The organism is Streptomyces sp. NPDC005266, from assembly GCF_040607655.1.
In the GTDB taxonomy this organism is placed as follows: Bacteria; Actinomycetota; Actinomycetes; order Streptomycetales; family Streptomycetaceae; genus Streptomyces.
This window is the reverse complement of record NZ_JBEXHC010000023.1, coordinates 102,075-128,915: the sequence shown is the minus strand read 5'-3', so window position 1 is coordinate 128,915 and position 26,841 is coordinate 102,075. Positions and strand designations below refer to the sequence as shown.

Sequence of the window (26,841 nt, the reverse complement as noted above, 5' to 3'; positions counted from 1 at the left end):
TCTCGTCCACGATCAGCACCGCGCCGTCGGTGCCGAGGTGTTCGACGGCGTAGGCGCGGACATCGTCGCGGACGGCGTCGGCGTCCCAGCGTGCGTAGCGCAGCAGCCGCTGCATCGGCCCCGGCCGGGCCAGACCGGCCAGTTCGGCCAGCTGCCAGCAGTTCTTCCGCTCCGCCTTCGACAACAGCCCGAGCAGATAGGCGCGGGCACTCGCCCGGGGCTCAACTCGGCCGAAGCGGCCCGCGATCCGGGCCATGGCCTGGTCGAACATCTCCCGCCAGCGGGCAGGGTCTACGCTATGGCCCGCGGCCACCGCACGATCTTCGTTTGTCCACACACCAACCGATGATCACGCGGTGGCCGTACCCGTTCCCAGCCGGGTCCGCAGCAAGATCGCGAAGTCACACTGGAGTACTAGGAGATGGTCCGCCTCGACGAAGACGGCGTCAGCAGAGGTGAAGGGATGGAGACCGATGCTGTTGATCTCGGTTTGGGTTTGGACGATCGGATGGCCGTGACCGAGGCTGAGCTGCGGTGCGCTGCTCAGGTCGGCGCCGCAGACGCGCCTTCTGCCGGTCCGGCGCATGCAGTGTCCGGGCGGATGCAAGTGCACCGCTCTGGGCAGGAAGTAGCGCGGTTCACGACCACAGCTCGGGCAGACGCGGTGGAGAAGGGCGTGGTGCTTGGTGCAGGTGAAGGCCCAGGGCAGCCACCAGAGCGTCGGCCAGCGGCCTGCGTCGTCATGCAGGCACTGCGGGCAGAACCGCCAGCCGGGCGCTCGGCGGCCGAAGATCTCGGATGGCAGGACGGCATCGTCGAGACGGCAGGCAGGTAGTGTCACCTGCTGTTCCAGCCGCCGCAGTGCCTTCTCGGGCAGCGAGGTGATGAGACGGCTCGTGCGTTCCCGGGCTGGTACTTCGGGCAGGCCCAGGGCGTCCAGCAGAGCCGAGAGTGAGGTCCAGGAGCGTCGGGCGAGGGCCTCCAGCCAGCTGTCGAGGCTTTCCCCAGGGTGGGGCAGGACTCGGATTGCCAGGGTGCGCAGTTCGCTCATGCCGCCTTCTTCCCTGGCCGGCTGACCAGTCGGCCGGAGTCGAGGGCGTGCTGGAGTTCCGCGCGGGCCTGCTCGGACGCGGCGTCGTTCTTCACCTGATCCAGCAGTTCCTTATCCAGGCGTTCGGTGCCGGTGCGTACTGCTCGCTGGCAGCCGCGGTTGATCAGCGTCATGAGCGAGCCGATGTGTCCGGTGCTGCGAGCGAAGAGCTCGTCGGACAGATCGTCCGCGAGCATTCCGGGGTACTTGTCCGCGAGGACGACACGTTCCTCGACTCCGAGGAGTGTGTCGCGCCAGTCCTGCCGCCCTTGCTCGGATGAGATGGTGAACGGGTCCATGTTGAGCCGGGTGGTGCGACGCCCGGTCTGTGCGAGAACTGCGTCCTCGTAACTTGATCCTTCGCTGAACAGGCCCCGCTTCTCCAGGCCAACGCCGATCATTAGCAAGGTGACTGGGAATTCGTTGGCGATGTATTTGAAGTGGTTGCTGACTTCGATCCCGTTCTTGTTTCGCCACTTCAGGAAGTGCAGATCATCGACGATCAAGAGTTTTGTTTCCGTCGACAGGACCGAATCGAGAGCGCGGTAGCCGAACTCGGCGGCGGTCCCGCGGAAACGGCCAGGATGCCCGTAGTACTCCAGGATGGCTCGGTTGAAGTCGCGCATTCCGGTGTTGCTGGTCAATCCGACACGGCAGACCGGCCAGCGCTCGTGACCCTCGTCGGTGTATTTTCCCTCTTCTTCGATGATGCGGCGATGAACCTTTTTGGCGAAGGCGAGCACGGCTGTGGTCTTCCCCAGGCCGGGGAAAGCATCGAGAGCGATGCCGCCTTTCACCTTGTCACTGTCCTGGTCGTTGCTGTCGAAGATGTCCCAGAGGTCTTCGTGCAGGGCCTTCATTTGTGGGGTGCTCAGCGGGCCGAGGTTCGCGTGCCATTTGCGACGGTCGCGGTTGTATTCGGCAAGGGCATTCGCTCCCAACTGCTTTAGCTGGCGGCGGGACAGACGCTCCGGACGCTTCCTGCGCGGGGCCTCGGCCAGGCGGCCAAAGCCTTCCTTGCGTGACAACGTGAGGTGATCCAGCCGGGAGCGCAGATCGGCTTCCTCGGCTTGGGCGGAGGTCGGCTTACTCGTCATCGTCGATGTCCTTCAAGGCCGTGGCGTAGAAGTCGAGTTCCGCTTCAACTCCTCCAGACCGTCGGTGTCGTCATCGCACGCCTCCGCCTCCTGGACGGCCTCGATCGCCGGAGACGCCGGCTGCTCGGGAAGGGACAGCACGCGGGCGACCGACGGCAGGGAACTCACTTCGTCGGCCTGCTGTTCGGGAAGATCCAGGGCGACCTGCTCGCGGGAGAGCCGCAGCGCCATCCGCCGTTCGACCAGAGACGTGCCAAGGCCGAGGTTCCACCGCTTCAGCAGCAGGGCGATGGCGAGCCGGTCGTCGGGATAGGTGTACTCCTTCGCCGCCAGATGGCGGGCGAACTGCAGCGCTTCATCGCTCAGCGGCATGGCCAGGCTGGGCGCGTGTTCCCACTTGAGCGTGTGCCAGACGCGTTCGTGGTCTCGGAAATGGATCCGGGTGACATCGTCGGGGTCCGCGAAGAACTCCAGCCGCCGCTTGTCCAAGACGATGTCGGAGCCGGCCATGTCCCGCAGTCCGTCGAGGCAGCCGCCGTTGTAGCGGCGGCCGTTGATTTCAACGCCGTAGTGCTGGACCGTGCGCATCGTGACCTCGAGGAACTCATAGGCCAGGTGCGGGTCGCGGGGCACCTCGATGTAGCCCGCCCGCGCGAGCCCGTGCTCGAACATCGCCGCCGGAGACAACTCCACCTTCGGCAGGTGCGGATCGACGAGACCCTCGTGTGGCCTGCGGTGATACGTCACCGCGGTCCATTCCCGGATGATCGCCTCCAACTCGTGGTGGAAGAAGAAGGCGTCCTTCTCCGGATTCAGCCCGCGCGAGTGAATGTCCGGTCCCTTGTAGCCGGGCAGCCGCTGCAGCAGGTCTTCCCGCAGGGTTCGGAAATACCGCTCCACCGGTCCCTTGTCCCGGCCCGTGCGCAGCCTCGCCGGCTGCACCGAGATCCCCATCCTGCGGCAGACGCTGGTCAGATGCGCCGACAGGTAGATCTTGCCGTGGTCGACGATCAATGTCTCGGGTGCCACCTTCGGACCCCAGACCCCGGTGACGGGCCCGTGGACGGCCTCGGGCTCCACCAGCACCCCGCGCGGAATGCCGTGCTCGGGCCAGGCTGCCTCCCTCGGCCAGCTCTCCGGAACCTGCTGAGGGCGATAAGCCTGATAGAGGACGGCCGCCGCGTCGATCGCCTTCGTCGACACCGGCGTCACCCGCAGCCCGACGATGCAGCGGGTGTACCAGTCCATCGCGACGGTCAACTCCGCCTGCATCCACCGCAGCGTCACCGGGTCGAACGCGAACACGTCCAGCCGCGTGGTGTCCATCAGCACGTACTCGCCCGGCCGCGTGGGCCGCAGCTTCCCGTAGACCCCCTTCGGCCGGTCGGCGATGTCCCGGTTGCGCTGAGTGCTCAGCCAAAACGTCGGATGGCGCCGCTCCAGCTCCTGCATCCACCGATAGGCCGTCGTCCGCGGCGGCACCGGCACCTTGACCCGCTTGAACTTGGACCTGACGCGGGCCTCGACTTCTTCCAGCACCACCTTCACGGAGGGTCGTGACTCCTCCTCGTACTCCTTCAGCACCTCCTCTGCGGTCTCGACCCAGCGCGGATCGGCGTTGCCCAGCCCGCTATCTGCCCGCGCGGCCTTCGGCACCAGTCCGGCCTCGCCCAGCTCCCGGAAGGCCCGCGCCCACCGGCGCACCGTCCGCTCGGTCACCCCCAGTTCCGCCGCCTTGGCCTCATAGCGAGCCCGCAGGGGCAGGTCAGGGACGTACTGCGAGCGCGGTTCATCCGGACGCGGCAGGTCTTCGCTGCCGGAGCGGTAGCCCGTCAGCATCTCGCGGACGTGCTTGGCCCGCTCCAGGACGTCCTTCTTCTCGTCCTTGGTCAGCCGGTTCAGTACCACGGCCGCGAGGTCCGCGGCATCGGTGGAGGACGGGCCTGCCGTGTCGTGGATCAGCTCGGCGCGGTCCGAGGCCAGCAGTTCGCGCAGCGACATCCGGGCCAGCCGGTCGCGTCCGTCCTTGAGGACGACCTCCATGCCCGTGGCCAGGATGGCGAACTCCACGACCTCGACCGTTTCGCCGTCCAGCCGGAAGTGCGTTCCGACCCCCAGCTTCGTCCCTGCCCCGCTCATGCGGCCCTCCGCAGCACGTGTCCGGCGCTCAGCGGTCGGTCCAGGGCGGTCGTCACATGCCCTGACCACAGCAGGTGCAGCATCGCCGACTGCACCAGCGGCCGGGGCCACTCCGCCGGTAGCAGCCGGAAAGCATCACCCAGCGACATCCCGTCCAGATCCGCAGCCCGCAGCGCGGCCACCAGATCCGGGTCGAAGAGCCAGGCGCGGCGGTAGCCGGCCAGGAATCGGACGTTCTCCAGCACATGCGGATCCGGTTCGCTCCACACCTCGTAGCGCCACCCGCGTGACGCGACCGCCTCCCGCGTCCAGGCGAACGTGAAGGCGACCTCAGGTTTCTCAAGCCGGTGCCGCGGCTTGACGTCCACGACCACCGGGCCGTCGTCCGTCACCAGCAGATAGTCCGGGATGTGCTTGCGGACCTTGCGACCGACATCGGCCTTGAGCAGGAACGGCTGGGCCACGATGTGCCGCACCGCCGGGTCGAAGTCGGCGAACAGCAGCCGCCCCAATTCCAGCCGCGACTCGTAGATCACGTGGTCGCCCACGGTGGCCGACCAGTACGTGCCCGAATAGTGCTGCTGCCCCTTGTACCAGCGGAACGTCCGCCACGGCCGGGCCTCCCGCAGCAGCCCGAGCGGCACCGACGGCCACTCCAGGTCCTCCACGACGGCCTCGTCACCACGCCGCACACTCAGCCGCACCGGCGCGGCCACCGCTGTACCCATCGGACCACCAACCCCGCGTTTCCCGAGGCGGCCCCGTCGGCCGCCAAACGCCAGGGGCCTGCCCCGGCCACGCACGCAGACGCTGACCGGGGCGGTCCTGTACACAAAGAGGGGAACTACTCGCTCACGGGGCATGAATCCCATCCCCCTGTCCTATTGGCCACGCGGTGGACATCGCCGGTGGGAAAAGGACACGGGATCTGGGATCCCACAACGGCACTAGCCGCCGTACGCCCCGGAGGCGGTCAGCCGCAGGGCGGTGTCGATCAGCGGCACATGGCTGAAGGCCTGCGGGAAGTTGCCGACCTGCCGCTGCAGCCGGGGGTCCCACTCCTCGGCCAGCAGCCCCAGGTCGTTGCGGAGCGCGAGCAGCTTCTCGAAGAGCTTGCGGGCCTCGTCCACGCGGCCGATCATGGCCAGATCGTCGGCGAGCCAGAAGGAGCAGGCCAAAAAGGCGCCTTCGTCGCCCTCGAGACCGTCCACGCCCGCGTCCTCGCCCGCTGTCGGGTAGCGCAGCACGAAGCCGTCGGGGGTCGACAGTTCCCGCTGGATGGCCTCGATGGTGCCGATGACCCGCTTGTCGTCCGGCGGCAGGAAGCCCATCTGCGGGATGAGCAGCAGCGAGGCGTCCAGCTCCTTGGAGCCGTAGGACTGGGTGAAGGTGTTGCGCTCGGCGTCGTAGCCCTTCTCGCACACATTTCGGTGGATCTCCTCGCGCAACTCCCGCCAGCGCTCCAACGGGCCGTCCACATCGCCGGATTCGATGAGCTTGACGGTGCGGTCGACGGCGACCCAGGCCATGACCTTGGAGTGCACGAAGTGGCGGCGGGGGCCGCGCACCTCCCAAATGCCCTCGTCCGGCTCGCTCCAGTGACCCTCGAGGTAGCTGATCAGCTTCAGCTGCAGGATGCTCGCGTAGTCGTTGCGCGCGAGCCCGGTCATATGGGCCAGGTGCAGCGCCTCGGTGACCTCGCCGTAGACGTCCAGCTGGAGCTGGCCGGCCGCGCCGTTGCCGACTCGGACGGGCTGGGAGCCCTCGTACCCGGGCAGCCAGGGCAGCTCGGCCTCGGACAGCTCCCGCTCACCCGCGATGCCGTACATGATCTGCAGGTTCTCCGGGTCGCCCGCGACCGCGCGCAGCAGCCATTCGCGCCAGGCGCGCGCCTCCTCGCGGTAGCCGGTGCGCAGCAGCGAGGACAGGGTGATCGCCGCGTCCCGCAGCCAGGTGAAGCGGTAGTCCCAGTTCCGGACGCCGCCGATCTCCTCGGGCAGCGAGGTGGTGGGTGCCGCGACGATGCCGCCGGTGGGAGCGTAGGTGAGCGCCTTGAGAGTGATCAGCGAGCGGACGACCGCGTCCCGGTAGGGGCCGTGGTACGTGCAGTGCTCGACCCACTCGCGCCAGAACGCCTCGGTCGTCACCAGGGCGCCCTCCGCGTCGGGCAGGGCGGGCGACTTCTTGTGGGAGGGCTGCCAGCTGATGGTGAAGGCGATCCGGTCGCCGGGGCCCACCGTGAAGTCCGAGTAGGTGGTCAGGTCCCTGCCGTAGGTGTCGGCCTCGGTGTCCAGCCACACCGAGTCGGGTCCGGCGACGGCGACCGTGCGGTTGCCGACCTTGTGCACCCACGGCACGACCCAGCCGTAGGAGAACCGCATCCGCAGCGCCGAGCGCATCGGCACCCGCCCGCTGACGCCCTCAACGATCCGCACCAGCTGCGGGGCGCCGTCACGCGGGGGCATGAAGTCGATCACGCGGACCGTGCCGCGCGGGGTGTCCCACTCGGACTCCAGGACCAGTGAGTCCCCGCGGTAGCGGCGGCGATCGGCGGACGGCGGCTCGGCGCCCGCCGGCTGGGCCGGGGCCATCCGCCAGAAGCCGTGTTCGTCGGTGCCCAGCAGAGCGGCGAAGACGGCATGGGAATCGAAGCGCGGCAGGCACAGCCAGTCGACGGTGCCGTCTCTGCAGACCAGGGCCGCGGTCTGCATATCACCAATCAGTGCGTAGTCTTCGATACGCCCGGCCACGTGCATTCCCCATTCGAACGGCCGTATCGCCCCGTGGGGCGCGGTCTCGGAAAATTCTGGACGAGCTCTTGTTCCGGGGGGCGTGCGGGTGGTGCCGTGCCGGGGTGGCTCGCATGCGTGCGTCCGACGAGGATACGACGCAGAACGGTGATCCGCTTGAGCCGGTCCACATCGTGGCTCGCATCTCACGGCCGATCGGGTGGCCAGGTCACGCAAGGTGTCCGGGTGGTCGCGGAGACGGGTGCGCACTCGATGGCATGAACGGTGATGAACGCTGCCATCAGCGGGCACCCCGGGTCACTGATACCCTGGTAGCCCGTGGAGCGGCGGGCACAAAACCCCCGAACCTCAGCGACGGCGCCCCCGATTTCCGGGGTAGCTGCCGGACCGCATCCTCACCACGCGACCACGGGAGCCCCCTCTTGGCCATTGCCGCTAAGCCCATGACGACCAAGCACCTCTTCGTCACCGGGGGTGTCGCTTCCTCACTCGGCAAGGGCCTGACCGCCTCCAGCCTGGGTGCTCTGCTCAAGGCGCGCGGTCTGCGCGTCACCATGCAGAAGCTCGACCCGTATCTGAACGTGGACCCGGGCACCATGAACCCCTTCCAGCACGGTGAGGTGTTCGTCACCAACGACGGCGCCGAGACCGACCTGGACATCGGCCACTACGAGCGGTTCCTCGACGTCGACCTCGACGGCTCGGCCAACGTGACCACGGGCCAGGTCTACTCCACCGTGATCGCCAAGGAGCGGCGCGGTGAGTACCTCGGCGACACCGTGCAGGTCATCCCGCACATCACCAACGAGATCAAGCATCGCATCCGCCGCATGGCCACCGACGACGTGGACGTCGTCATCACCGAGGTCGGCGGCACCGTCGGCGACATCGAGTCGCTGCCCTTCCTGGAGGCGGTGCGCCAGGTCCGCCATGAGGTCGGCCGGGACAACGTCTTTGTGGTGCACATCTCCCTGCTGCCCTACATCGGCCCGTCCGGTGAGCTGAAGACCAAGCCCACCCAGCACTCGGTCGCGGCACTGCGCAACATCGGTATCCAGCCGGACGCGATCGTGCTGCGAGCCGACCGCGAGGTCCCGACCTCCATCAAGCGCAAGATCTCGCTGATGTGCGACGTGGACGAGGCGGCCGTGGTCGCCGCCATCGACGCCAAGTCGATCTACGACATCCCGAAGGTGCTGCACTCCGAGGGCCTGGACGCCTATGTCGTCCGCAAGCTGGATCTTCCCTTCCGCGATGTGGACTGGACCCAGTGGGACGACCTGCTCAAGCGGGTCCACCAGCCCGACCACGAGGTCACCGTCGCGCTCGTCGGCAAGTACATCGACCTGCCCGACGCCTATCTGTCCGTCACCGAGGCGCTGCGCGCCGGCGGCTTCGCCAACAGCGCCCGCGTCAAGATCAAGTGGGTCACCTCGGACGACTGCAAGACCGCGGCCGGCGCCCGGCAGCAGCTCGAGGGTGTCGACGCGGTCTGCATCCCCGGCGGCTTCGGCGACCGGGGCGTGGTCGGCAAGGTCGGCGCGATCACCTACGCCCGGGAGAACAAGATCCCGCTGCTCGGGCTATGCCTCGGCCTCCAGTGCGTCGTCATCGAGGCGGCGCGGAACCTGGCGGGCATCGAGGGCGCCAACTCCACCGAGTTCGAGCCGGCCACCACCGACCCGGTGATCTCCACCATGGCCGAGCAGCTCGACATCGTGGCGGGCGAGGGCGACATGGGCGGCACCATGCGGCTGGGCATGTACCCGGCCAAGCTCGCCGAGGGCTCGATCGTCCGCGAGGTCTACGACAACCAGCCGTACGTCGAGGAGCGCCACCGCCACCGCTACGAGGTCAACAACTCCTACCGCGGCGAGCTGGAGAAGAAGGCCGGAATCGTCTTCTCCGGCACCTCCCCCGACAACAAGTTGGTCGAGTACGTGGAGTACCCGCGTGAGGTGCACCCGTACCTGGTCGGCACCCAGGCCCACCCCGAGCTGCGCTCGCGGCCGACCCGTCCGCACCCGCTCTTCGCGGGCCTGATCAAGGCGGCGGTCGAGCGACAGACCGCTGGTCAGAAGCGGGTCGCCGACGCGTGACCGCTACGGTTGACGGGGGGCGGGCGGTCTGCGCGGCCCGCGCCCCGGGAACCGCATCGAAAGGACGCTGAGGCAAGCATGGGCATCCAGGACACCCCCGAGGAGTGGCCGGTCACCGCCACCGCCACGCCGTTCACCGGCAACAAGACGAGCGTGCGTACCGATGAGGTCGTCATGCCCGACGGCAGCCGGGTCACCCGCGACTACCAGGTCCACCCCGGCTCCGTCGCCGTCCTCGCTCTCGACGAGGACGGGCGCGTCATCGTGCTGCGTCAGTACCGCCACCCGGTGCGCCACCGGCTGTGGGAGATCCCGGCCGGTCTGCTCGACATCCCCGGTGAGAACCCGCTGCACGCGGCCCAGCGGGAGCTGTACGAGGAGGCACACGTCAAGGCCGAGGACTGGCGTGTCCTCGTCGACGTCTTCACCTCGCCGGGCGGCTGCGACGAGGCCGTACGGGTCTTCCTGGCGCGGGAGATCTCGGCGGTCGAGGGCGAGCGCTTCGAGGTCTCCGAGGAGGAGGCCGACATGGAGATCGCCCGGGTCCCCCTGGAGGAGCTGGTGCGCGGCGTCCTCGCGGGCGACCTGCAGAACAACGCCCTGACGGTCGGCGTTCTGGCGGCCCACACCGCCCGGTCCGGCGACGGCTTCGACGCGCTGCGCCCCGCCGACGCCCCCTGGCCGGCCCGCCCCTTCCAGGCCTAACCGCCGCCCGCCCTCGCGCCCCGGACCTCACCGGTCGGAACATCGGTGGATCCGATGGAGTGATTTTCGGTCCACGTCATGGGCCGGGAGTGCCGGGGAGCTGACGCCGCGTGAACTACGCTCGTACAACCCCGACCGCAGCGGCGGCGGGCTCGTACGCGCAGGTGGACGGGAGTGGGCCCGTGGCGGAGCAGGCGGTCGACACCGATGGGGAGCCGGCGGCCCCCCGGAAGCGGCAGTCGCCGCCTGACGCGCCCAACTCGCCCTCTTCCGGCCACTCACCGGCCGACCCGCCCCGGCCGCCCAAGGCGCGCAGCGCCGCCGGGCAGGAGGCCGGCCAGGACGGCGGGGTGTGGAGCGGGGCCACCCGGGCGGTGCTGTTCGCGGCGGCGGCCACCGTGGGGCAAGGGTTCGCGGGGCGGCGGCGGGAGCTGCTGTCGCTGCGGGCCGACATCGACCGCGCCGGGCTGGACACGCTGGCCGGCCGCAAGGCCGCCCGCAGCCGGGTGCTGCTGATCGCGGGCCGCCCCGGCTGGGGCCGTACCGCGCTCGCCGAGGAGCTGGCCCGGCGGCTGGCGGACGACTACCCCGACGGGGTGCTGAGCGCGCGGCTGACGACCTCCGCCGGGGTCCCCGTCCCCACCGAGCGCACCGCCCGTGACCTGCTCGGCCGGCTCGGGGTGACCGCCCCGCCCGGGGCGGACGAGGACGAGCTGGGCCAGACGCTGCGCGACACCCTCGACGGCAAGCGGGTGCTGCTGCTGCTCGACGACGTGGCCGGGGCCGACCAGGTGGACGCGCTGCTCCCCGACGAGCCCGGCTGCCTGGTCGTCGCGGTCTCCCGCGGCCCGCTGACCGGGGTGCCGGACGTGCGTCCGTGCACGGTCGGCGGGCTCGATGTGGGCGCGGCGGTGGGGCTGCTGGCGCAGTACGCCGGCCCCACCCGGATCACCTGCGACCCGGTGGCCGCGCAGTCCCTGGTCGAGGAGTGCGCGGGCCAGCCCGCCGCGCTCGTGCTGGCCGGCGGCTGGCTCGCCGCGCGCCCCCAGGCGTCCGTCGCCGATGTGGTGGCACGGCTGCGCGAACTGCCGCCGTCCGCCGGGGACGTGGACCAGGGCGCACGGCCGCTGGCCCGGGCCTTCCGGCTCGCCTACGGATCGCTGCCCCCGGCCGCGGCCCGGATGCTGCGGCTGCTGTCCCTGGCGCCCGCCGGATCGGTCGACGCGCACACCGCCTCCGCGCTGGCCGGCTGCTCGCTCGCGGACGGCGAGGCGGCGCTGGAGGGCTTCGCCGCGTACGGGATGCTGCGCCCGCGGGAGGCGGGCCAGTACCAGGTGCCCGGTTGTCTCGACCCGCTGCTGCGCGAGCTGCTGCGGACCGTGGACCGCCCCGCGGAGGCGGAACTGGCCCGGGCGCGGATGCTGGAGCGCACGGTGCGGCGGCTGCACGCCTGCCGGATGGTGACCGAGCCGCCCGGTTCGCCGGCCCGTAAAAAGCTGGCCGAGATGCCGAAGTGGCTGCGGTTTCCGTCGCCGCCGGCCGCCGCCGACTGGCTGGAGGCGCGGCTCCCGGTGCTGCTGGAGGCCGCCCGTACGGCCGTCGAGACCGGTGAACTCGACACCCTGGCCCGGCGTCTGGTGGCCGCGCTGACCCATGCGCTCACCGCCCACCGGGGCGCCGAGGGTGCCGCGGCCGAGCTGTACGGGCTGCATCAGCTGGTGCTGGACGTGGCCCGGCGCCGCGATCTGCCGGTGGAGGAGGCGGCCGCGCTGCTGAACCTGGGCGATCTGGACGGCCGGGCGGGCCGGGTGGACCAGGCACTGGACCGCTACAAGGGGGCGCTGGAGGCGGCGCGCGCGGCGGGCGATCCGTATACGACCGGGCGCTCCCTGGAGTCCATCGGCGCCACCTATCAGGAACTGGAGGATTGGCACCGGGCCGCCGACTGGTACGGGCGGGCCCTGGAGCCGCTGCTGGGCCGCCGCGATCTGCCCGCGGGCGCCCGGCTGTACGCGCGGCTGGGCACCGTGCATGGCTACGCCGGGCAGTGGGGCGAGGCGCTGCGCCACTGGCGCGCCGCCACGGCCGCCTGCCGCCGCGCGGGCGACCTGCCGGGATACGCACGGGCGCTCGGCGGCACGGCCCGCGCGCAGGAGCGGACGGGGCGGCCGAGGGAGGCTCTGCGCACCTGGACGGAGGCGGTCGCGGCCGCGCGCGGCAGCGGGGACGCGGCGGTCCACGCCGAGCTGTCGCAGCACGCCGCGGACGCGATGGACCGCCTCGGCGGCGACCCGGCGGTGGCCCGCTCACTGCGGCGCGCCGCGGAGCGCGTCGATGCCAAGAACAGGCCAGGACACGGCTTCGTCACCCCGGAGCAATGAAGGGAGGCGAGCTGACCTACGAAATCAGTAGTCGCCTCGCGAAAGATTGATGCATTGCAAGGCTAGACAGCGCGACGTCCTTCATTAGACTGGCTGTACCGCGATTGTTGCGGCCGTCTCCGGCATGCGGACGTTCATCGTTTTGCCTGCGTGTCGCCGGGTGCGTCCCGGTTGGGACGCTCTGTTCCTTTCCCCACCCATTCAAGGACCGTGATCGACGTGAAGGTCGGTATCCCCCGCGAGGTCAAGAACAACGAGTTCCGTGTGGCCATCACCCCCGCCGGTGTGCACGAGCTGGTCCGCAACGGCCACGAGGTCTTCGTGGAGCGGAGCGCGGGCCTCGGCTCCTCCATCACGGACGAGGAGTACACCGCCGCCGGTGCGCGCATCCTCGAGACCGCCGACGAGGTCTGGGCCGCCGACCTGGTGCTGAAGGTCAAGGAGCCCATCGCGGAGGAGTACCACCGCATGCGCAAGGACCAGACACTCTTCACCTACCTTCACCTCGCCGCCTCCCGGCCGTGCACGGACGCGCTGCTGGAGTCCGGCACCACCGCCATCGCGTACGAGACCGTGGAGACCGCGAACCGCGCGCTGCCGCTGCTCGCGCCCATGTCCGAGGTCGCGGGCCGGATCGCCCCGCAGGTCGGCGCGTACCACCTGATGCGCGCGGCCGGCGGCCGGGGTGTGCTGCCCGGCGGGGTGCCCGGCGTGGCCGCCGCCCGCGCGGTCGTCATCGGTGCCGGTGTCTCCGGCTGGAACGCCGCGCAGATCGCCATCGGCATGGGCTTCCACGTCACCCTGCTCGACCGGGACGTCAACAAGCTCCGCGAGGCGGACCGGGTCTTCGGCAACCGCGTGCAGACCATCACCTCCAACGCCTTGGAGCTGGAGAAGGCCGTCCTCGACGCCGACCTCGTGATCGGCGCGGTGCTCATCCCCGGTGCCAAGGCGCCGAAGCTGGTCACCAACGAGATGGTGTCCCGGATGAAGCCGGGAAGTGTCCTTGTCGACATCGCGATCGACCAGGGCGGCTGCTTCGAGGACTCCCGTCCCACCACCCACGCCGAGCCCACCTTCACGGTGCACAACTCGGTCTTCTACTGCGTCGCCAACATGCCGGGCGCGGTGCCGAACACCTCCACCCACGCGCTCACCAACGCCACGCTGCCGTACATCGTGGAGCTGGCCAACCGTGGCTGGCGGGAGGCGCTGCGCCGGGACGCGGCGCTGGCCAAGGGGCTCAACACCCATGAGGGCCAGGTCGTCTACGGCCCGGTCGCCGAGGCGCACGGCCTGCCCGCCGTCGAACTGAGCTCCCTGCTCGGCTGAGTCGGCCCGGGTCGTCAACACGGAGGGTCAACCCGGACCGTCAACACCAGGTCAACACCGGGCATCCGGCCGGGTCTTGCCGAAGGGCGGGACCCGGCCGCGGATGTGTCCGCTGTGTCCCGGATCGGGGGCCACTTACCGTCGAGCCAACTCGCCCTAAATGCAACTATTCAGACGCTTTATGGGGTGGTGAAATCTTCGCGGCGCCGGTCGCACGCCCTTGACATCGGGGCGTTCGATTGCCGACACATCATGCCGTGTCCGGTGGATTGTGTTGCTGCGGACCGGTGACACGCCATAGAGTCGCCAACCGTCGGCATGGTGTCACGCTGACCTATCGAGAAATGTCTTGGTCACCAAGGAGGTAGGACGACTTGTGAATGAGTCGACATTTTCTCCCGGGGGTGGTCAACCAGGATCAGCTGCGCGGGGCCAGGTTCCCTCGGGGCTCCAGGCTGTCGGCTCCGTCGCTGTCCGCACCTTCGCAACCCATCAGAGCCCGACGACAGCCCACCAGAGCCACATCATGGACGGCCATCACGTGAACGCCATGGCCGGCGACCAGGGGGGCACGGATCCCGCCCGCTTCGCCGACTACGACGACCTCCCCGACGGGCACTTCTACGATCCGGACGCGGAGTACGAGCCCGACCCCGAGTACGCGGCCACCCTCGCGCCCGACGCTGCCCGCCAGCGCCGCGAGCGCATCGGCCCCACCGGGCGGCCGCTGCCGTACTTCCCGATCCCGGGGCCGCTGACCGACCACGGCCCCGCGAAGATCATCGCGATGTGCAACCAGAAGGGCGGGGTCGGCAAGACCACCTCCACCATCAACCTGGGCGCGGCGCTCGCCGAGTACGGCCGCCGGGTCCTGCTCGTCGACTTCGACCCGCAGGGCGCCCTCTCGGTCGGCCTCGGGGTCAACCCGATGGAGCTCGACCTCACGGTCTACAACCTGCTCATGGAGCGGGGCATGTCGGCCGACGAGGTGCTGCTGAAGACGGCCGTGCCCAACATGGACCTGCTGCCCAGCAATATCGACTTGTCGGCTGCCGAGGTGCAGTTGGTCAGTGAGGTCGCGCGCGAGTCGACCTTGCAGCGGGCGCTCAAGCCGCTGATGGCCGACTACGACTACGTCGTCATCGACTGCCAGCCCTCACTCGGTTTGCTCACGGTCAACGCGCTCACCGCCGCGCACAAGGTGATCGTGCCGCTGGAGTGCGAGTTCTTCGCGCTGCGTGGGGTGGCACTGCTCACCGAGACGATCGAGAAGGTCCAGGAGCGGCTCAACCCCGACCTGGAGCTCGACGGCATCCTCGCCACGATGTACGACTCGCGCACCGTGCACAGCCGTGAGGTCCTCGCCCGCGTGGTCGAGGCGTTCGACGATCACGTCTACCACACGGTCATCGGCCGTACGGTCCGCTTCCCCGAGACCACGGTCGCGGGCGAACCGATCACCACGTACGCGTCCAACTCCGTCGGTGCCGCCGCCTATCGCCAGCTCGCCAGGGAGGTGCTCGCCCGGTGTCACGCCGAGTGAGTCTGCCGGGCGCCGACGAACTGTTCCGCACCACGGGAGGCATGGGGCTCCAGTCCTCCTCGCCCGGCGCCGGCCGCCGGCAGGCGAACGGCGAGGCGGCCCGGGTGCCCGCCCCGGCCGGCGAGCCGGATCCGGCCGCCGATCCGAACGACGGGCAGGAGCAGCGCGCGGACGCGGAGCAGTCCGGCGCCGCCGAACACCCGGGACGGGACACGGCCGCCCCTGCGGACGCGGCCGACGAGCGGCGCCCCACAGGAGCGGGGGAGCGGTCCAAGGGCGGCCGTCCCCAGAGCTCTTCGGTCGCGGCCGAGCAGGACGGTCCGGCCCGCCGCCGCGCCCGTGCGGCGAACCGCCGCCCCAGCGGCCGCGAGCGCCACGACGAGAAGATCACGGTCTATGTCTCCGCCGAGGAGCTGATGGACCTGGAGCACGCGCGTCTGGTGCTGCGCGGCGAACACGGTCTCGCGGTCGACCGCGGCCGGATCGTCCGCGAGGCGGTCGCGGTCGTCCTCGCCGACCTGGAGTCGCGCGGCGACGCGAGCATCCTGGTGCGCCGCCTGCGCGGCCGCTGACCGGGCCGGGCGATAGCCTGCCCGGTCGTACGGGCTGCCCCGCCCGGCCCTGAGCGACCTGGACCGCGATGCCGACGAACGACGCCCCACCGCCCCGCCCGCCCCGCCCGCCCCGCCGCCGCACCCTGCGCCGCGGCCCCGGCGCGGGTCCGGCGGCCGCGGGCCCGGAACAGCCCGGTGCCCAGCCGGGGGCCCGGGCGGCGCCGGAGCCGGAGCCCGCGCCCGCGCCGAGGCCCGCAGCGGAGCCGGCATCCGCGCCGGAGCTCCAGTCGGCAGCCGTCCCCCCGCCGCAGCCCGCACCGGCACCGCAGCCCGCACGCACGCAGACGGCCGCGCCGGAGCCGGAGCCGGAGCCCGCATCGGAGCCCGTGCCCGCATCGGAGCCGGTGCCCGCGCCGAGGCCCGCAGCGGAGCCGGCATCCGCGCCGGAGCCCCGGCCGGCAGCCGTGCCCGCACCGCAGCCCGCACGCACGCAGTCGGCCGCGCCGGAGCCGGAGCCCGCATCGGAGCCCGTACTCGCGCCGAGGCCCGCAGCGGAGCCGGCATTCGCGCCGGAGCTCCGGTCGGCAGCCGTGCCCGCACCGGAGCCACAGCCCGCACGCACGCAGTCGGCCGCGCCGGAGCCGGAGCCCGCATCGGAGCCCGTGCCCGCATCGGAGCCCGCGCCCGCGCCGAGGCCCGCAGCGGAGCCGGCATTCGCGCCGGAGCTCCAGTCGGCAGCCGTGCCCGCACCGGAGCCCGCACCGGCACCGCAGCCCGCGCCGGAGCCGGTGTCCGCACTGGAGCCCGCCCCCGCGCCCGCGCCGGAGCCCGCACCCGCGCCGACCCCCGTCGCGGAGTCGGAGGCGACGCCCGCGCCGGTGCCCGAGCCCGACCCCGCGCACGCGCGGGCCGAGGAGGCGCCAGACGGGCCCGTACGGCCCTCGCCGCTCCGGGAATCACCGGAGACCAGGGCCGGGGGCGACGAGGCCGTCAGCGGGGCCCTGGAGGCCTCGGCGGGCGGTGGGGCCCAGCGTGAGGGCGGGGCGGACGACGGTGGAAACCGGTTCATGGTGCGGCTGGACAACTTCGAGGGGCCCTTCGATCTGCTTCTCCAGCTGATCTCCAAGCACAAGCTGGACGTCACCGAGGTCGCCCTGTCCAAGGTCACCGACGAGTTCATGGCGTACATCCGGGCCATGGGACCGGACTGGGACCTCGATCAGACCACCGAGTTCCTCGTCGTCGCCGCCACCCTGCTCGACCTAAAGGCGGCCCGGCTGCTGCCCGCCGCCGAGGTCGAGGACGAGGCCGATCTCGCGCTGCTGGAGGCCCGCGACCTGCTCTTCGCCCGCCTCCTGCAGTACCGCGCGTACAAGCAGATCGCGGACATCTTCAACGACCGGCTGATCGCCGAGGCCGCCCGCCACCCCCGTACGGTGGGCCTGGAGCCCCACCACGCCGACCTCCTGCCCGATGTCGTGATCAGTATCGGCGCCGAGGGGTTGGCCAAGCTGGCCGTGAAGGCGATGCAGCCCAAGCCCAAGCCGCAGGTGTACGTCGACCACATCCACGCACCCCTGGTCAGCGTCCGGGAGCAGGCGGAGGTGGTGGTCGCGCGACTGCGGGAGCTGGGGGAGGCCAGCTTCCGCACGCTCACCGAGGACGCCCCCGACGTTCTTACGGTCGTCGCGCGCTTCCTGGCGCTGCTGGAGCTCTACCGGGAGCGGGCGGTGCTGCTCGACCAGCCGGAGGCGCTCGGCTCGCTCCTGGTGCGCTGGACGGGCGAGGAGGGGCGGCAGCCGCTGGTCACCGACGAGTTCGACCAGGAGGCCGCGCCGCCGCACGAGCAGAAGGAGAAGGAGGAGGTACGGAGTTGAGCGAGCAGCGGACATCCGCCGGGGCGCCCGAGGTCGCCGAACTGGAGCTCAAGCCCGCGCTGGAAGCCGTCCTCATGGTCGTCGACGAGCCCGCCACCGAGGAGCATCTGGCCAAGGTGCTGGACCGGCCGCGCCGCGCCGTCGCGGACGCGCTGCGCGAGCTGGCCGACGAGTACGCGACCCAGGGGCGCGGCTTCGAGCTGCGGCTGGTCGCGGGCGGCTGGCGCTACTACACCCGCCCCGCCTACGCCGCCGCCGTCGAGGGGTTCGTCCTGGACGGCCAGCAGGCCCGGCTCACCCAGGCCGCTTTGGAAACCCTCGCAGTGGTCGCGTACCGTCAGCCGGTGAGCCGTTCTCGGGTCTCGGCCGTCCGCGGCGTCAACTGTGACGGCGTGATGAGGACCCTCCTCCAGCGCGGTCTGCTCGAGGAGGCGGGCACGGAACCCGAAACAGGTGCGATCCTGTACAGGACGACGAACTACTTTCTGGAGCGGATGGGCCTGCGGGGTCTGGACGAACTTCCGGAGCTCGCGCCGTTCCTCCCCGAGGCGGACGCGGTCGAGGGCGAGTCCCAGGAAGGCGTGCCGTCGTTCGATCCGGACGCCATCGACAGCGATGACGCGTACGACGACGTAGAACACCGAGCCGGCAGCGGCCACTCTCAGACGGAAACTTGATGCGAAGCAGCGGCAGGAACAGCGGCGGCAAGAACTACCGGGGCGCGGGCAACAGCCGCGACGACAAGCAGAAGCGCACGGGCCGCCCCCGCCCCGAGGAGCGCCGCTACGACGTGGGCGGCGGCCCGAAGAGCGACGGCGGCCGCAAGGGCGGCCCCAAGGCCGGCGGCGGCCGTGGCGGCAGGCCCGGTCCGGCCCGCCCGCGCGAGTACGAGGCGCAGATAGAGGAGCGGAACCGGGCCCGCCATGACAAGCCCCAGGTCAAGCTTCCGAAGACGTTCGGCGAGCAGGAGGGCGAGCGGCTCCAGAAGGTGCTGGCCCGCGCCGGTATGGGCTCGCGCCGAGCCTGTGAGGAGCTGATCGACCAGGCCCGGGTCGAGGTCAACGGCAAGATCGTCACCGAGCAGGGGATGCGGGTCGACCCCGAGAAGGACGAGATCAAGGTCGACGGGCTGACCGTCGCCACCCAGTCGTATCTCTTCTTCGCGCTGAACAAGCCCGCCGGCGTCGTCTCCACCATGGAGGACCCCGACGGCCGCCAGTGCCTGGGCGACTACGTCACCAACCGCGAGACCCGGCTCTTCCACGTCGGCCGCCTGGACACCGAGACCGAGGGCATCATCCTGCTCACCAACCACGGTGAGCTGGCCCACCGCCTCACCCACCCCCGGTACGGCGTCAAGAAGACCTATCTCGCCGCGATCCAGGGCCCGCTCCCGCGCGACCTCGGCAAGCAGCTCAAGAACGGTATCCAGCTCGAGGACGGCTACGCCCGCGCCGACCACTTCCGGGTGGTGCAGAACACCGGCAAGAACTATCTGGTCGAGGTGACCCTGCACGAGGGGCGCAAGCACATCGTGCGGCGCATGCTCGCCGAGGCAGGCTTCCCGGTCGACAAGCTGGTGCGGACGTCCTTCGGGCCGATCGCGCTCGGCGACCAGAAGTCCGGCTGGCTGCGCCGGCTGACCAACACCGAGGTCGGCATGCTCATGCGCGAGGTCGAGCTCTGACGGCTCCGCGCCGCCGCCCCGTTCCGCCCCGTCTCGCCCTGCGGTCGTCGCACGAGCGTGTCCGGCCCGCTCGTTAGGCTGATCGTGAGCGCGGCGGGGAACGGTGCCGCGGGGACAGCGACACAGGCGAGCATGGGCAGGGGAGCACAGACGTGGCGGTACGAGCGGTCCGCGGGGCGGTCCAGCTGGAGCGGGACGAACCGGGCCATATGCGTGAGCGGGTCGCCGAGCTGCTGACCGCCATCCTGGAGCGCAACGATCTGGAACCGGACGATCTCATCAGCGTCTGGTTCACGGCCACCCCCGATCTGCACAGCGACTTCCCCGCGGTCGCCGCGCGCAAGATCGGCATCACCGACGTGCCGCTGATCTGCGCGCAGGAGCTGGACATCGAGGGGGCCATGCCCCGGGTCGTCCGCATCCTGGCGCATGTCGAGACCGATCTGCCCAAGTCCGGGGTGGCCCATGTCTACCTCGGCACCGCCGCATCCCTCCGCAAGGACATCGCCCAATGAGAACCGCGCTCGTCATCGGCACCGGCCTGATCGGCACCTCCGCCGCCCTGGCCCTGGCCGGCCGCGGGGTCCATGTCCATCTGGCCGACCACGATGTGGACCAGGCCCGGACCGCCGAGGCCCTCGGCGCCGGAACCCAGGCGGAGCCCGACGGGCCCGTGGACCTGGCGATCGTCGCCGTTCCGCCGGCGCATGTGGCCGAGACGGTGGCCGATGTGCTGCGCCGGGGCGTCGCGCGCGGCGTGCTGGACGTCGCCAGCGTCAAGGGCGGCCCGCGCCGGGAGCTGGAGGCCCTCGGCTGTGATCCGACCCGCTACATCGGTACGCATCCGATGGCGGGCCGCGAGCGCTCCGGACCGCTGGCCGCCACCGCCGACCTCTTCGAGGGGCGGCCGTGGGTGCTCACGCCCACGGCCGGCACCGACACCGAGGTGCTCAACCTGGCCCTCGAGCTCGTCGCGCTGTGCCGCGCCGTACCGGTGGTGATGGACGACGACGCCCACGACCGCGCCGTGGCCCTCGTCTCACACACCCCGCACCTGCTGTCCAGCATGGTCGCGGCGCGGCTGCAGGACGCCGACGAGACGGCGGTACGGCTGTGCGGGCAGGGCATCCGCGATGTCACCCGGATCGCGGCCTCCGACCCCGCGATGTGGATCGACATCCTGTCCGCCAACCCCGGCCCGGTCGCCGATGTGCTCGCGGAGGTCGCCGCCGACCTCGAGGAGACCGTACGGGCGCTGCGCGGCCTCCAGTCCGCCGACGAGGCCAAGCGCACCGGTGGCGCGTCCGGCATCGAGGACGTTCTGCGCCGCGGCAACGCCGGGCGCGAGCGGGTGCCGGGCAAGCACGGCGCCGCCGCGGCCGACTACGAGACGGTGACGGTGTTCATCGGCGACCAGCCGGGAGAGCTGGCCCGGATCTTCGCCGACGCGGGCCGGGCGGGCGTCAACATCGAGGACGTCCGGATCGAGCACGCCACCGGACAGCAGGCGGGCCTGATCCAGCTGATGGTCGAGCCCACGGCGGCCCCCGGCCTGACCAAGGCCCTGCGCGAGCACGGGTGGGCCCTCCGGCAGTGACCGGCGGACCGGCGGCTGTCCGGGGCGGTCGTGTGAACCAGTAACCTTGTCGGAGGCTTTACCGGCCCCGTTCAACCCCGCCCCGTGCATACGAAAGGTGTCTGTCACCGTGGAAACCGCCGCCCGGACCGCCCCGGCAGCAGTGATTGTCGCGATCGACGGCCCCGCAGGCACGGGCAAGTCCAGCACGTCGAAGGCCGTCGCCGCCAAGCTCGGCCTCGGCTACCTGGACACCGGCGCCCAGTACCGGGCGATCACCTGGTGGATGGTGAACAACGGCATCGACGTCGAGGACGCCGTCGCCGTGGCCGACGCAGCCGGCAAACCGGCCATCGTCTCCGGCACCGACCCGTCCGCCCCGACGATCACCGTGGACGGCACCGATGTCTCCGGGCCGATCCGCACCCAGGAGGTCACCTCGCGGGTCAGCGCGGTGAGCGCGGTCCCCGAGGTGCGGGCGAGGATCACCGAGCTGCAGCGGACCATCGCCGCCGAGGCGCCGCGCGGCATCGTCGTCGAGGGCCGGGACATCGGCAGCACCGTGCTCCCGGACGCCGACCTCAAGATCTTCCTGACCGCCGCCCCCGAGGTGCGGGCCGCTCGCCGCAGCGGAGAGCTCAAGGGCAAGGACGCCGCCGACCTGGCCGCCACGCAGGCCGCGCTCGCCAAGCGGGACGCGCTCGACTCGGGCCGTAAGGCCTCGCCGCTCGCCAAGGCGGACGACGCGGTCGAGGTGGACACCACCGAGCTCACCCTCGACCAGGTCATCGAGTGCGTGGTCACCCTGGTCGAGGAGAAGCGGACCGCCGGGTGAGCGCCGCGACGACCGACTTGCTGCCCAGCGCGACCGGTGCCGCGGTCGGGCGCCGGATCGGCATCGGCCTGATGTACGGGCTGTGGAAGCCGCGGGTGCTGGGCGCCTGGCGGATTCCGTCCACCGGGCCGGTCATCCTCGCGGGGAACCACTCCCACAACATCGACGGCCCGATGCTGATCGGCACCGCGCCGCGGCCGGTGCACTTCCTGGTCAAGAAGGAAGCGTTCATCGGTCCGCTGGATCCGTTCCTGCGCGGGATCGGGCAGTTGAAGGTGGACCGTACGAGCGCCGACCGGTCCGCGATCACCAGCGCGCTGGGCCTGCTGGAGCGCGGCGGGGTGCTGGGGATCTTCCCGGAGGGCACCCGCGGCGAGGGGGACTTCGCGTCGCTGCGCGCCGGGCTGGCGTACTTCGCCGTACGGTCCGGTGCGCCGATCGTGCCGGTGGCCGTGCTAGGCACGGCCGAGCAGCGGCGCGGGAACGGAGCGGCCAGGGCGCTGCCGCGGCTGCGCAGCCGGATCGATGTGGTCTTCGGGGACCCCTTCGAGGCAGGGGACGGCAGCGGCAGGCGGACACGGGCGGCCCTGGACGAGGCGACCGAGCGCATCCAGAAGCGGCTGGGCGCACACCTGGGGACCGCCAGGCGGCTGACCGGCCGCCGAGACGAGACATGAGAGCCGCGAGCCCGTGACGGGCCCGCGGCATTGAGGGACGACGAGGACATCTTCATGAGCGACCAGATCCACAGCGGCGGCGACGAGCACGGAGAGCTCGGCGACGCCGAGTACACGGAGTTCATGGAGCTCGCCGCGCAGGAGGGCTTCGACCTGGAACAGGTCGAGGGAGACCTCGCCGCGGCGGGACACGGACCGCTGCCGGTGCTGGCCGTCGTCGGCCGCCCGAACGTCGGTAAGTCGACTCTCGTGAACCGCGTCCTCGGCCGTCGCGAGGCGGTCGTGGAGGACAAGCCCGGCGTCACCCGCGACCGGGTGAGCTACGAGGCCGAGTGGTCGGGCCGCCGCTTCAAGGTGGTCGACACCGGCGGCTGGGAACAGGACGTGCTCGGCATCGACGCGTCCGTGGCCGCGCAGGCCGAGTTCGCCATCGAGGCCGCCGACGCCGTGGTCTTCGTGGTGGACGCGACGGTGGGCGCCACCGACACCGACGAGGCCGTGGTCAAGCTGTTGCGGCGGGCCGGAAAGCCGGTCGTGCTGTGTGCCAACAAGGTCGACGGACCCAGCGGTGAGGCGGACGCCGCGATGCTGTGGTCGCTCGGCCTCGGCGAGCCCCACCCCGTCTCGGCGCTGCACGGCCGCGGCACCGGCGACCTGCTCGACGCCGTGCTGGAGGCGCTGCCCGAGGCCCCGGCCCAGACCTTCGGCGCGACGGTCGGCGGTCCGCGCCGGATCGCGCTCATCGGCCGTCCGAACGTCGGCAAGTCCTCGCTGCTGAACAAGGTCGCGGGCGAGGAGCGGGTGGTCGTCAACGAGGTGGCGGGCACCACCCGGGACCCGGTCGACGAGCTGATCGAACTCGGCGGCGTCACCTGGAAGTTCGTGGACACCGCCGGTATCCGCCGCCGGGTCCACCTCCAGGAGGGCGCCGACTACTACGCCTCGCTGCGCACCGCCGCCGCCGTGGAGAAGGCCGAGGTCGCGGTCGTCCTGATCGACACCAGCGAGCCCATCAGCGTCCAGGACCAGCGGATCATCTCCATGGCCGTGGAGGCCGGGCGCGCGCTCGTCGTCGCGTACAACAAGTGGGACACCCTCGACGAGGAGCGCCGCTACTACCTCGAGCGCGAGATCGAGACGGAGCTCGGGCAGATCCAGTGGGCGCCGCGGGTCAATGTCTCGGCGCGCACCGGCCGCCATATGGAAAAGCTCGTCCCGGCGATCGAGACGGCGCTGGCCGGCTGGGAGACCCGGGTCCCGACCGGACGGCTGAACTCCTTCCTCGGCGAGATCGTGGCCTCGCATCCGCACCCGATCCGCGGCGGCAAGCAGCCCCGCATCCTCTTCGGTACGCAGGCCGGCACCCGGCCACCGCGGTTCGTCCTCTTCGCCTCGGGCTTCCTGGAGGCGGGCTACCGCCGCTTCATCGAGCGGCGGCTGCGTGAGGAGTTCGGCTTCGAGGGCACTCCGATCCAGATCTCGGTCCGGGTGCGCGAGAAGCGCGGCCGCAAGAAGTAGACGAGCGGCCGCGCGGGGGGCCACCGCCCTGGGAGCCCCCTGGCGGTCCCTAAGCGGTTACGGCGAAGTGAAGTGCTGATCCTTCTCGGCGTCCAAGCCCTCGGCCAGGCCGAACGGCGAGGGATCAGCGGCGAACTTCACCGCATCCGCTCAGTAGTCGTGTCCCCGCCCGTCGCGCCGGCCCGGTGGCAGGGCGGGGAGATAGGCGCGGTAGTACAGCCCGCCGGTGTCCCACCCATCGCCGTAGCCGCTCGTACGGCCATGGCCGCCGCTGGTCAGCCCCCGGGGCTGGCCGATGGCGCTGAACGCGACGAACCCCATATCCTCCTCGTCCGAACGGTCGCCGGGCAGCGCCCGGAACAGCCGCCGGTACTCCGCGTACAGCGCGTCGTAGATCGGCGTGGCGGTCTGCCGCCAGGGATCGGCAGATGCCTCCAGCGCGGGGCGCATGGCCGGAATGTAGCCGTATGAGGGGGAACGGTAGGGGAGGTCGTATGCGTGCACGTATGTGCCAACGACCCGGCCGTCCGTCGGATGCGGCATCAGTGGCGAATGGGCTGCTTGCGGAAGCTGGGCGAGGCCCGGGGGCGGCCCCGGGACGGCGGCGGCCATGGGCGTCATGTGCCCGCGAGCGGCATCGATGCGCCGACCAGCGCGCCTCGCGCCGCGGCCCGGTCCAGCGCCGCGCGCAGCTGGTCCTCGCGCGGCTGGGTGCCGATCGTGCCCGCCGCCGCCGCGTAGACCATGACCTGCTGGGAGCGGCCGACGGCGTTTCGCCAGCCCTCGCTCAGCGGCATCGGGCTGTGCGCCTGCCACCAGGCCACCGGGGCGCCGCCGTTCGGCGCCGGCATCAGCACCGCGTGCAGCTGGCCCATGGCCATCAGCACCGACCAGCCGGGGAGCGGCGCGGGCGGCCGGCCCAGGTCGACGACCGACAGAAAGCCCTGCTCGGTCAGGAGCGGCAGGAAGTCGTCGCCGTGGTCGGCCATCCCGGTGCGGGTGATCGGCGCGGTCGGCTCGACGACCAGCGCCGGGCGCGCCTCCCCGCCGACCAGCACGACCCCGCTGGTGACACCGAGCACGGCCTGCTGGGGCCCCGGCGCCGGGGCATAGCCGGACGGGGCGGCGTGCTGCTGCGGGGCGGGCGGTGCGTGCGGCGGGGCCTCGGCGGCGGGCGCCGCCGCCTCCTCGCCCGTGATGGAGCGCACCGCGCCGCGCAGCTGCTCCTCGGAGACCGGAACGACCTGGGAGGGGACACAGGTGGCATGCGCGAAGGCGAGCACCGCCGTCTCCTGCCCCACGAAGAGCACGGTGCTGGTGCGCTCCTGGTCGGTGTTGCCAGGGGTGCGGCAGGACGTGCAGTCGTAGGCGCCCGGGGCGTTGGCCCCGGCGAGCAGCCGGTCGGCTTCTTCGTCGCCGATCTCGGCGCGTACGTCATCGCTGACGTCGAGCATGCGCGGCACGGGTGGCTCCTCGGTCTCGGTCCGTGTGCCGGGCGGTCCCCGGCTCATACGTACACAACGGGCCATGCACGGCGGGAGTCACGCGCCCCGTCCGTCCCGGGCTCTGATGCGTCAGTTCGTCGCGAAGTTCCCTGAGTTCGCTACCGATTTCACATCTGTTGGGAAACAAGACTGTGATGGCGCCCAACCCGGGAACCGCTTTCTGGGTCTTAGTCCGTGGTAGGCGGACGAGATACCCGTCCGCGGGGAAGAAGTGGGATACGGGGACGGATGCACATCTCATTCCTGATTCACAACGCGTACGGGATCGGCGGGACGATCCGGACCACGTACAACCTCGCCCGAACGTTGAGCGAGCAGCACGACGTGGAGATCGTTTCGGTGTTCCGCCACCGTGACCAGCCGGTCTTCGATCCCGGACCGAACGTGCGGATCAGCCATCTGGTGGACATTCGCAGGAACAGCCCGACCTACGACGGCGCGGACCCGGACTACGCCCGCCCGGCGAAGGTCTTCCCAGCCAGCGAGGGCCGGTACAAGCAGTACGGCGTGCTCACCGACCGCCGTATCGCCGACCATCTCCGCCGGCTGGACGCCGATATCGTTGTCGGAACCCGGCCCGGGCTCAATGTCCATATCGCCCGTGAGGCGCGCCGGGGTCCGGTGCGGGTCGCCCAGGAGCATCTGACGCTGAGCACCCACTCCAAAGGACTGAAGCGGGCACTGCGCGCCGTCTACCCGCGGCTGGACGCGGTGACCACCGTGACCGAGGCCGACGCGGAGACCTACCGCCGCCAGATGCGGCTGCCGGGGGTCCGGGTCGAGTCGGTGCCCAACAGCGTGCCCGAGCCCGGACTCGAGCCCGCCGACGGCACCGGCAAATGGGTCGTCGCGGCCGGCCGGCTCGCCCCGGTCAAGCGGTACGACCTGCTGATCAGGGCCTTCGCCAAGGTCAGCGCGGCCCGCCCGGACTGGCGGCTGCGGATCTACGGTGGCGGCGCCCAGCACGCCAAGCTGCGGGCGCTCATCGACAAGCTCGGTCTCTACAACCACGTCTATCTGATGGGACCGGCCAATCCGCTGGACCCCGAGTGGGCCAAGGGCTCGATCGCCGCCGTCACCTCCAGCCTGGAGTCCTTCGGCATGACCATCGTCGAGGCGATGCGCTGCGGTCTGCCCGTGGTTTCCACCGACTGCCCGCACGGACCGGCCGAGATCATAAACAATGGCGTGGACGGCCGGCTCGTCCCCACGGGCGACACCAACGCCATAGCCGCCGCGCTGCTGGACCTCATCAACGACGACGAGCTGCGGCAGCAGATGGGACAGGCGGCGCTGAAGGACTCGGCCCGCTTCGATCCGTCGCGCGTGGCCGGGCGTTACGAGTCGCTCTTCGCCGATCTGGCCGCGCGCGGCGGGCTGCGAGGCACCCTGCACCGCGTCCGTGGCACGCTGCTCAGCGGCGCGTTCGCCACGAAGGACTCCCTGCGGAAGGTGCGCATCGCATGAGCGACGTGC

Annotated in this window: 23 protein-coding genes; 15 read left to right on the top strand and 8 right to left on the bottom strand. The window is 71.1% G+C overall.

The genetic code is table 11. The features are described 5' to 3' along the window. The 6 genes from ABZU99_RS29985 to ABZU99_RS29960 form a co-directional block, all read right to left on the bottom strand. Positions 1–256 (bottom strand): transposase (locus tag ABZU99_RS29985; protein WP_356047786.1); only part of this gene is annotated, 256 nt, incomplete at its 3' end. 93 nt (positions 257–349) lie between these two features. Then, entirely contained in the window at positions 350–1,051 is a 702-nt protein-coding gene (locus ABZU99_RS29980; RefSeq protein ID WP_356047775.1) for a TniQ family protein, read from the bottom strand. Beyond that, a complete protein-coding gene (locus ABZU99_RS29975; protein WP_356047773.1) occupies positions 1,048–2,187 on the bottom strand; it encodes an AAA family ATPase in 1,140 nt (379 codons plus the stop codon). Before ABZU99_RS29975 ends, ABZU99_RS29980 begins: the two co-directional genes overlap by 4 nt. 12 nt (positions 2,188–2,199) lie before the next feature. Then, positions 2,200–4,326: a helix-turn-helix domain-containing protein gene (locus ABZU99_RS29970; protein WP_356047771.1), complete on the bottom strand. Its 2,127-nt coding sequence runs from the start codon at positions 4,324–4,326 to the stop codon at positions 2,200–2,202. After that, positions 4,323–5,054 carry a TnsA-like heteromeric transposase endonuclease subunit gene (locus ABZU99_RS29965; protein ID WP_356047770.1) on the bottom strand — a complete coding sequence of 244 codons (732 nt, stop codon included), beginning with the start codon at positions 5,052–5,054 and terminating at the stop codon, positions 4,323–4,325. The genes ABZU99_RS29970 and ABZU99_RS29965 overlap by 4 nt, the downstream gene beginning before the upstream one ends. Before the next feature lie 219 nt (positions 5,055–5,273). Next, a complete protein-coding gene (locus tag ABZU99_RS29960; RefSeq protein ID WP_356047768.1) occupies positions 5,274–7,082 on the bottom strand; it encodes a glycoside hydrolase family 15 protein in 1,809 nt (602 codons plus the stop codon). A gap of 437 nt (positions 7,083–7,519) precedes the next feature. Here ABZU99_RS29960 and ABZU99_RS29955 point away from each other — a divergent pair, with 437 nt between their 5' ends. From ABZU99_RS29955 to der, 14 genes are all read left to right on the top strand, one after another. After that, a complete protein-coding gene (locus ABZU99_RS29955; RefSeq protein ID WP_356047766.1) occupies positions 7,520–9,175 on the top strand; it encodes a CTP synthase in 1,656 nt (551 codons plus the stop codon). A 78-nt stretch (positions 9,176–9,253) separates the two neighbouring features. Continuing rightward, positions 9,254–9,880: an NUDIX hydrolase gene (locus ABZU99_RS29950; protein WP_356047764.1), complete on the top strand. Its 627-nt coding sequence runs from the start codon at positions 9,254–9,256 to the stop codon at positions 9,878–9,880. A 374-nt stretch (positions 9,881–10,254) separates the two neighbouring features. Beyond that, positions 10,255–12,261 (top strand): tetratricopeptide repeat protein, encoded by a 2,007-nt coding sequence (locus ABZU99_RS29945; RefSeq protein WP_355953347.1) that lies wholly within the window; start codon positions 10,255–10,257, stop codon positions 12,259–12,261. Between the two features lie 219 nt (positions 12,262–12,480). Continuing rightward, on the top strand, positions 12,481–13,593 hold the full coding sequence (gene ald, locus ABZU99_RS29940; RefSeq protein WP_355953344.1) for an alanine dehydrogenase: 1,113 nt from the start codon (positions 12,481–12,483) through the stop codon (positions 13,591–13,593). 376 nt (positions 13,594–13,969) lie between these two features. After that, positions 13,970–15,136, top strand: coding sequence for a ParA family protein (locus ABZU99_RS29935; protein WP_356047762.1), 1,167 nt, complete (start codon positions 13,970–13,972; stop codon positions 15,134–15,136). Further along, positions 15,121–15,708 carry a hypothetical protein gene (locus ABZU99_RS29930; protein WP_356047760.1) on the top strand — a complete coding sequence of 196 codons (588 nt, stop codon included), beginning with the start codon at positions 15,121–15,123 and terminating at the stop codon, positions 15,706–15,708. Before ABZU99_RS29935 ends, ABZU99_RS29930 begins: the two co-directional genes overlap by 16 nt. Before the next feature lie 644 nt (positions 15,709–16,352). Then, the gene (locus ABZU99_RS29925; RefSeq protein WP_356047758.1) at positions 16,353–17,567 is read left to right on the top strand and encodes a segregation/condensation protein A; all 1,215 of its coding nucleotides are present in this window, start codon (positions 16,353–16,355) and stop codon (positions 17,565–17,567) included. After that, positions 17,564–18,244 (top strand): SMC-Scp complex subunit ScpB, encoded by a 681-nt coding sequence (gene scpB / locus ABZU99_RS29920; protein ID WP_355953310.1) that lies wholly within the window; start codon positions 17,564–17,566, stop codon positions 18,242–18,244. Before ABZU99_RS29925 ends, scpB begins: the two co-directional genes overlap by 4 nt. After that, entirely contained in the window at positions 18,244–19,254 is a 1,011-nt protein-coding gene (locus tag ABZU99_RS29915) for a pseudouridine synthase (RefSeq protein WP_356047756.1), read from the top strand. The genes scpB and ABZU99_RS29915 overlap by 1 nt, the downstream gene beginning before the upstream one ends. Before the next feature lie 152 nt (positions 19,255–19,406). Next, entirely contained in the window at positions 19,407–19,769 is a 363-nt protein-coding gene (gene aroH, locus ABZU99_RS29910) for a chorismate mutase (RefSeq protein WP_355953306.1), read from the top strand. Further along, positions 19,766–20,851, top strand: a complete 1,086-nt coding sequence (locus ABZU99_RS29905; RefSeq protein WP_355953304.1) for a prephenate dehydrogenase — start codon at positions 19,766–19,768, stop codon at positions 20,849–20,851. The genes aroH and ABZU99_RS29905 overlap by 4 nt, the downstream gene beginning before the upstream one ends. Positions 20,852–20,948: 97 nt before the next feature. Beyond that, positions 20,949–21,665: a (d)CMP kinase gene (gene cmk, locus ABZU99_RS29900; RefSeq protein ID WP_356047753.1), complete on the top strand. Its 717-nt coding sequence runs from the start codon at positions 20,949–20,951 to the stop codon at positions 21,663–21,665. Next, positions 21,662–22,342: a lysophospholipid acyltransferase family protein gene (locus tag ABZU99_RS29895; RefSeq protein WP_355953298.1), complete on the top strand. Its 681-nt coding sequence runs from the start codon at positions 21,662–21,664 to the stop codon at positions 22,340–22,342. The genes cmk and ABZU99_RS29895 overlap by 4 nt, the downstream gene beginning before the upstream one ends. A gap of 54 nt (positions 22,343–22,396) precedes the next feature. Then, positions 22,397–23,860, top strand: a complete 1,464-nt coding sequence (gene der / locus ABZU99_RS29890; RefSeq protein WP_355953295.1) for a ribosome biogenesis GTPase Der — start codon at positions 22,397–22,399, stop codon at positions 23,858–23,860. 150 nt (positions 23,861–24,010) lie between these two features. Here der and ABZU99_RS29885 read toward each other — a convergent pair whose 3' ends face one another. Both ABZU99_RS29885 and ABZU99_RS29880 read right to left on the bottom strand, forming a co-directional pair. Continuing rightward, entirely contained in the window at positions 24,011–24,310 is a 300-nt protein-coding gene (locus ABZU99_RS29885) for a hypothetical protein (protein ID WP_355953294.1), read from the bottom strand. Between the two features lie 167 nt (positions 24,311–24,477). After that, positions 24,478–25,323 carry a hypothetical protein gene (locus ABZU99_RS29880; protein ID WP_355953292.1) on the bottom strand — a complete coding sequence of 282 codons (846 nt, stop codon included), beginning with the start codon at positions 25,321–25,323 and terminating at the stop codon, positions 24,478–24,480. Between the two features lie 270 nt (positions 25,324–25,593). Between ABZU99_RS29880 and ABZU99_RS29875 the strand changes: the two genes are divergently transcribed. Then, entirely contained in the window at positions 25,594–26,832 is a 1,239-nt protein-coding gene (locus ABZU99_RS29875; RefSeq protein WP_355953289.1) for a glycosyltransferase family 4 protein, read from the top strand. Positions 26,833–26,841: the final 9 nt, after the last annotated feature.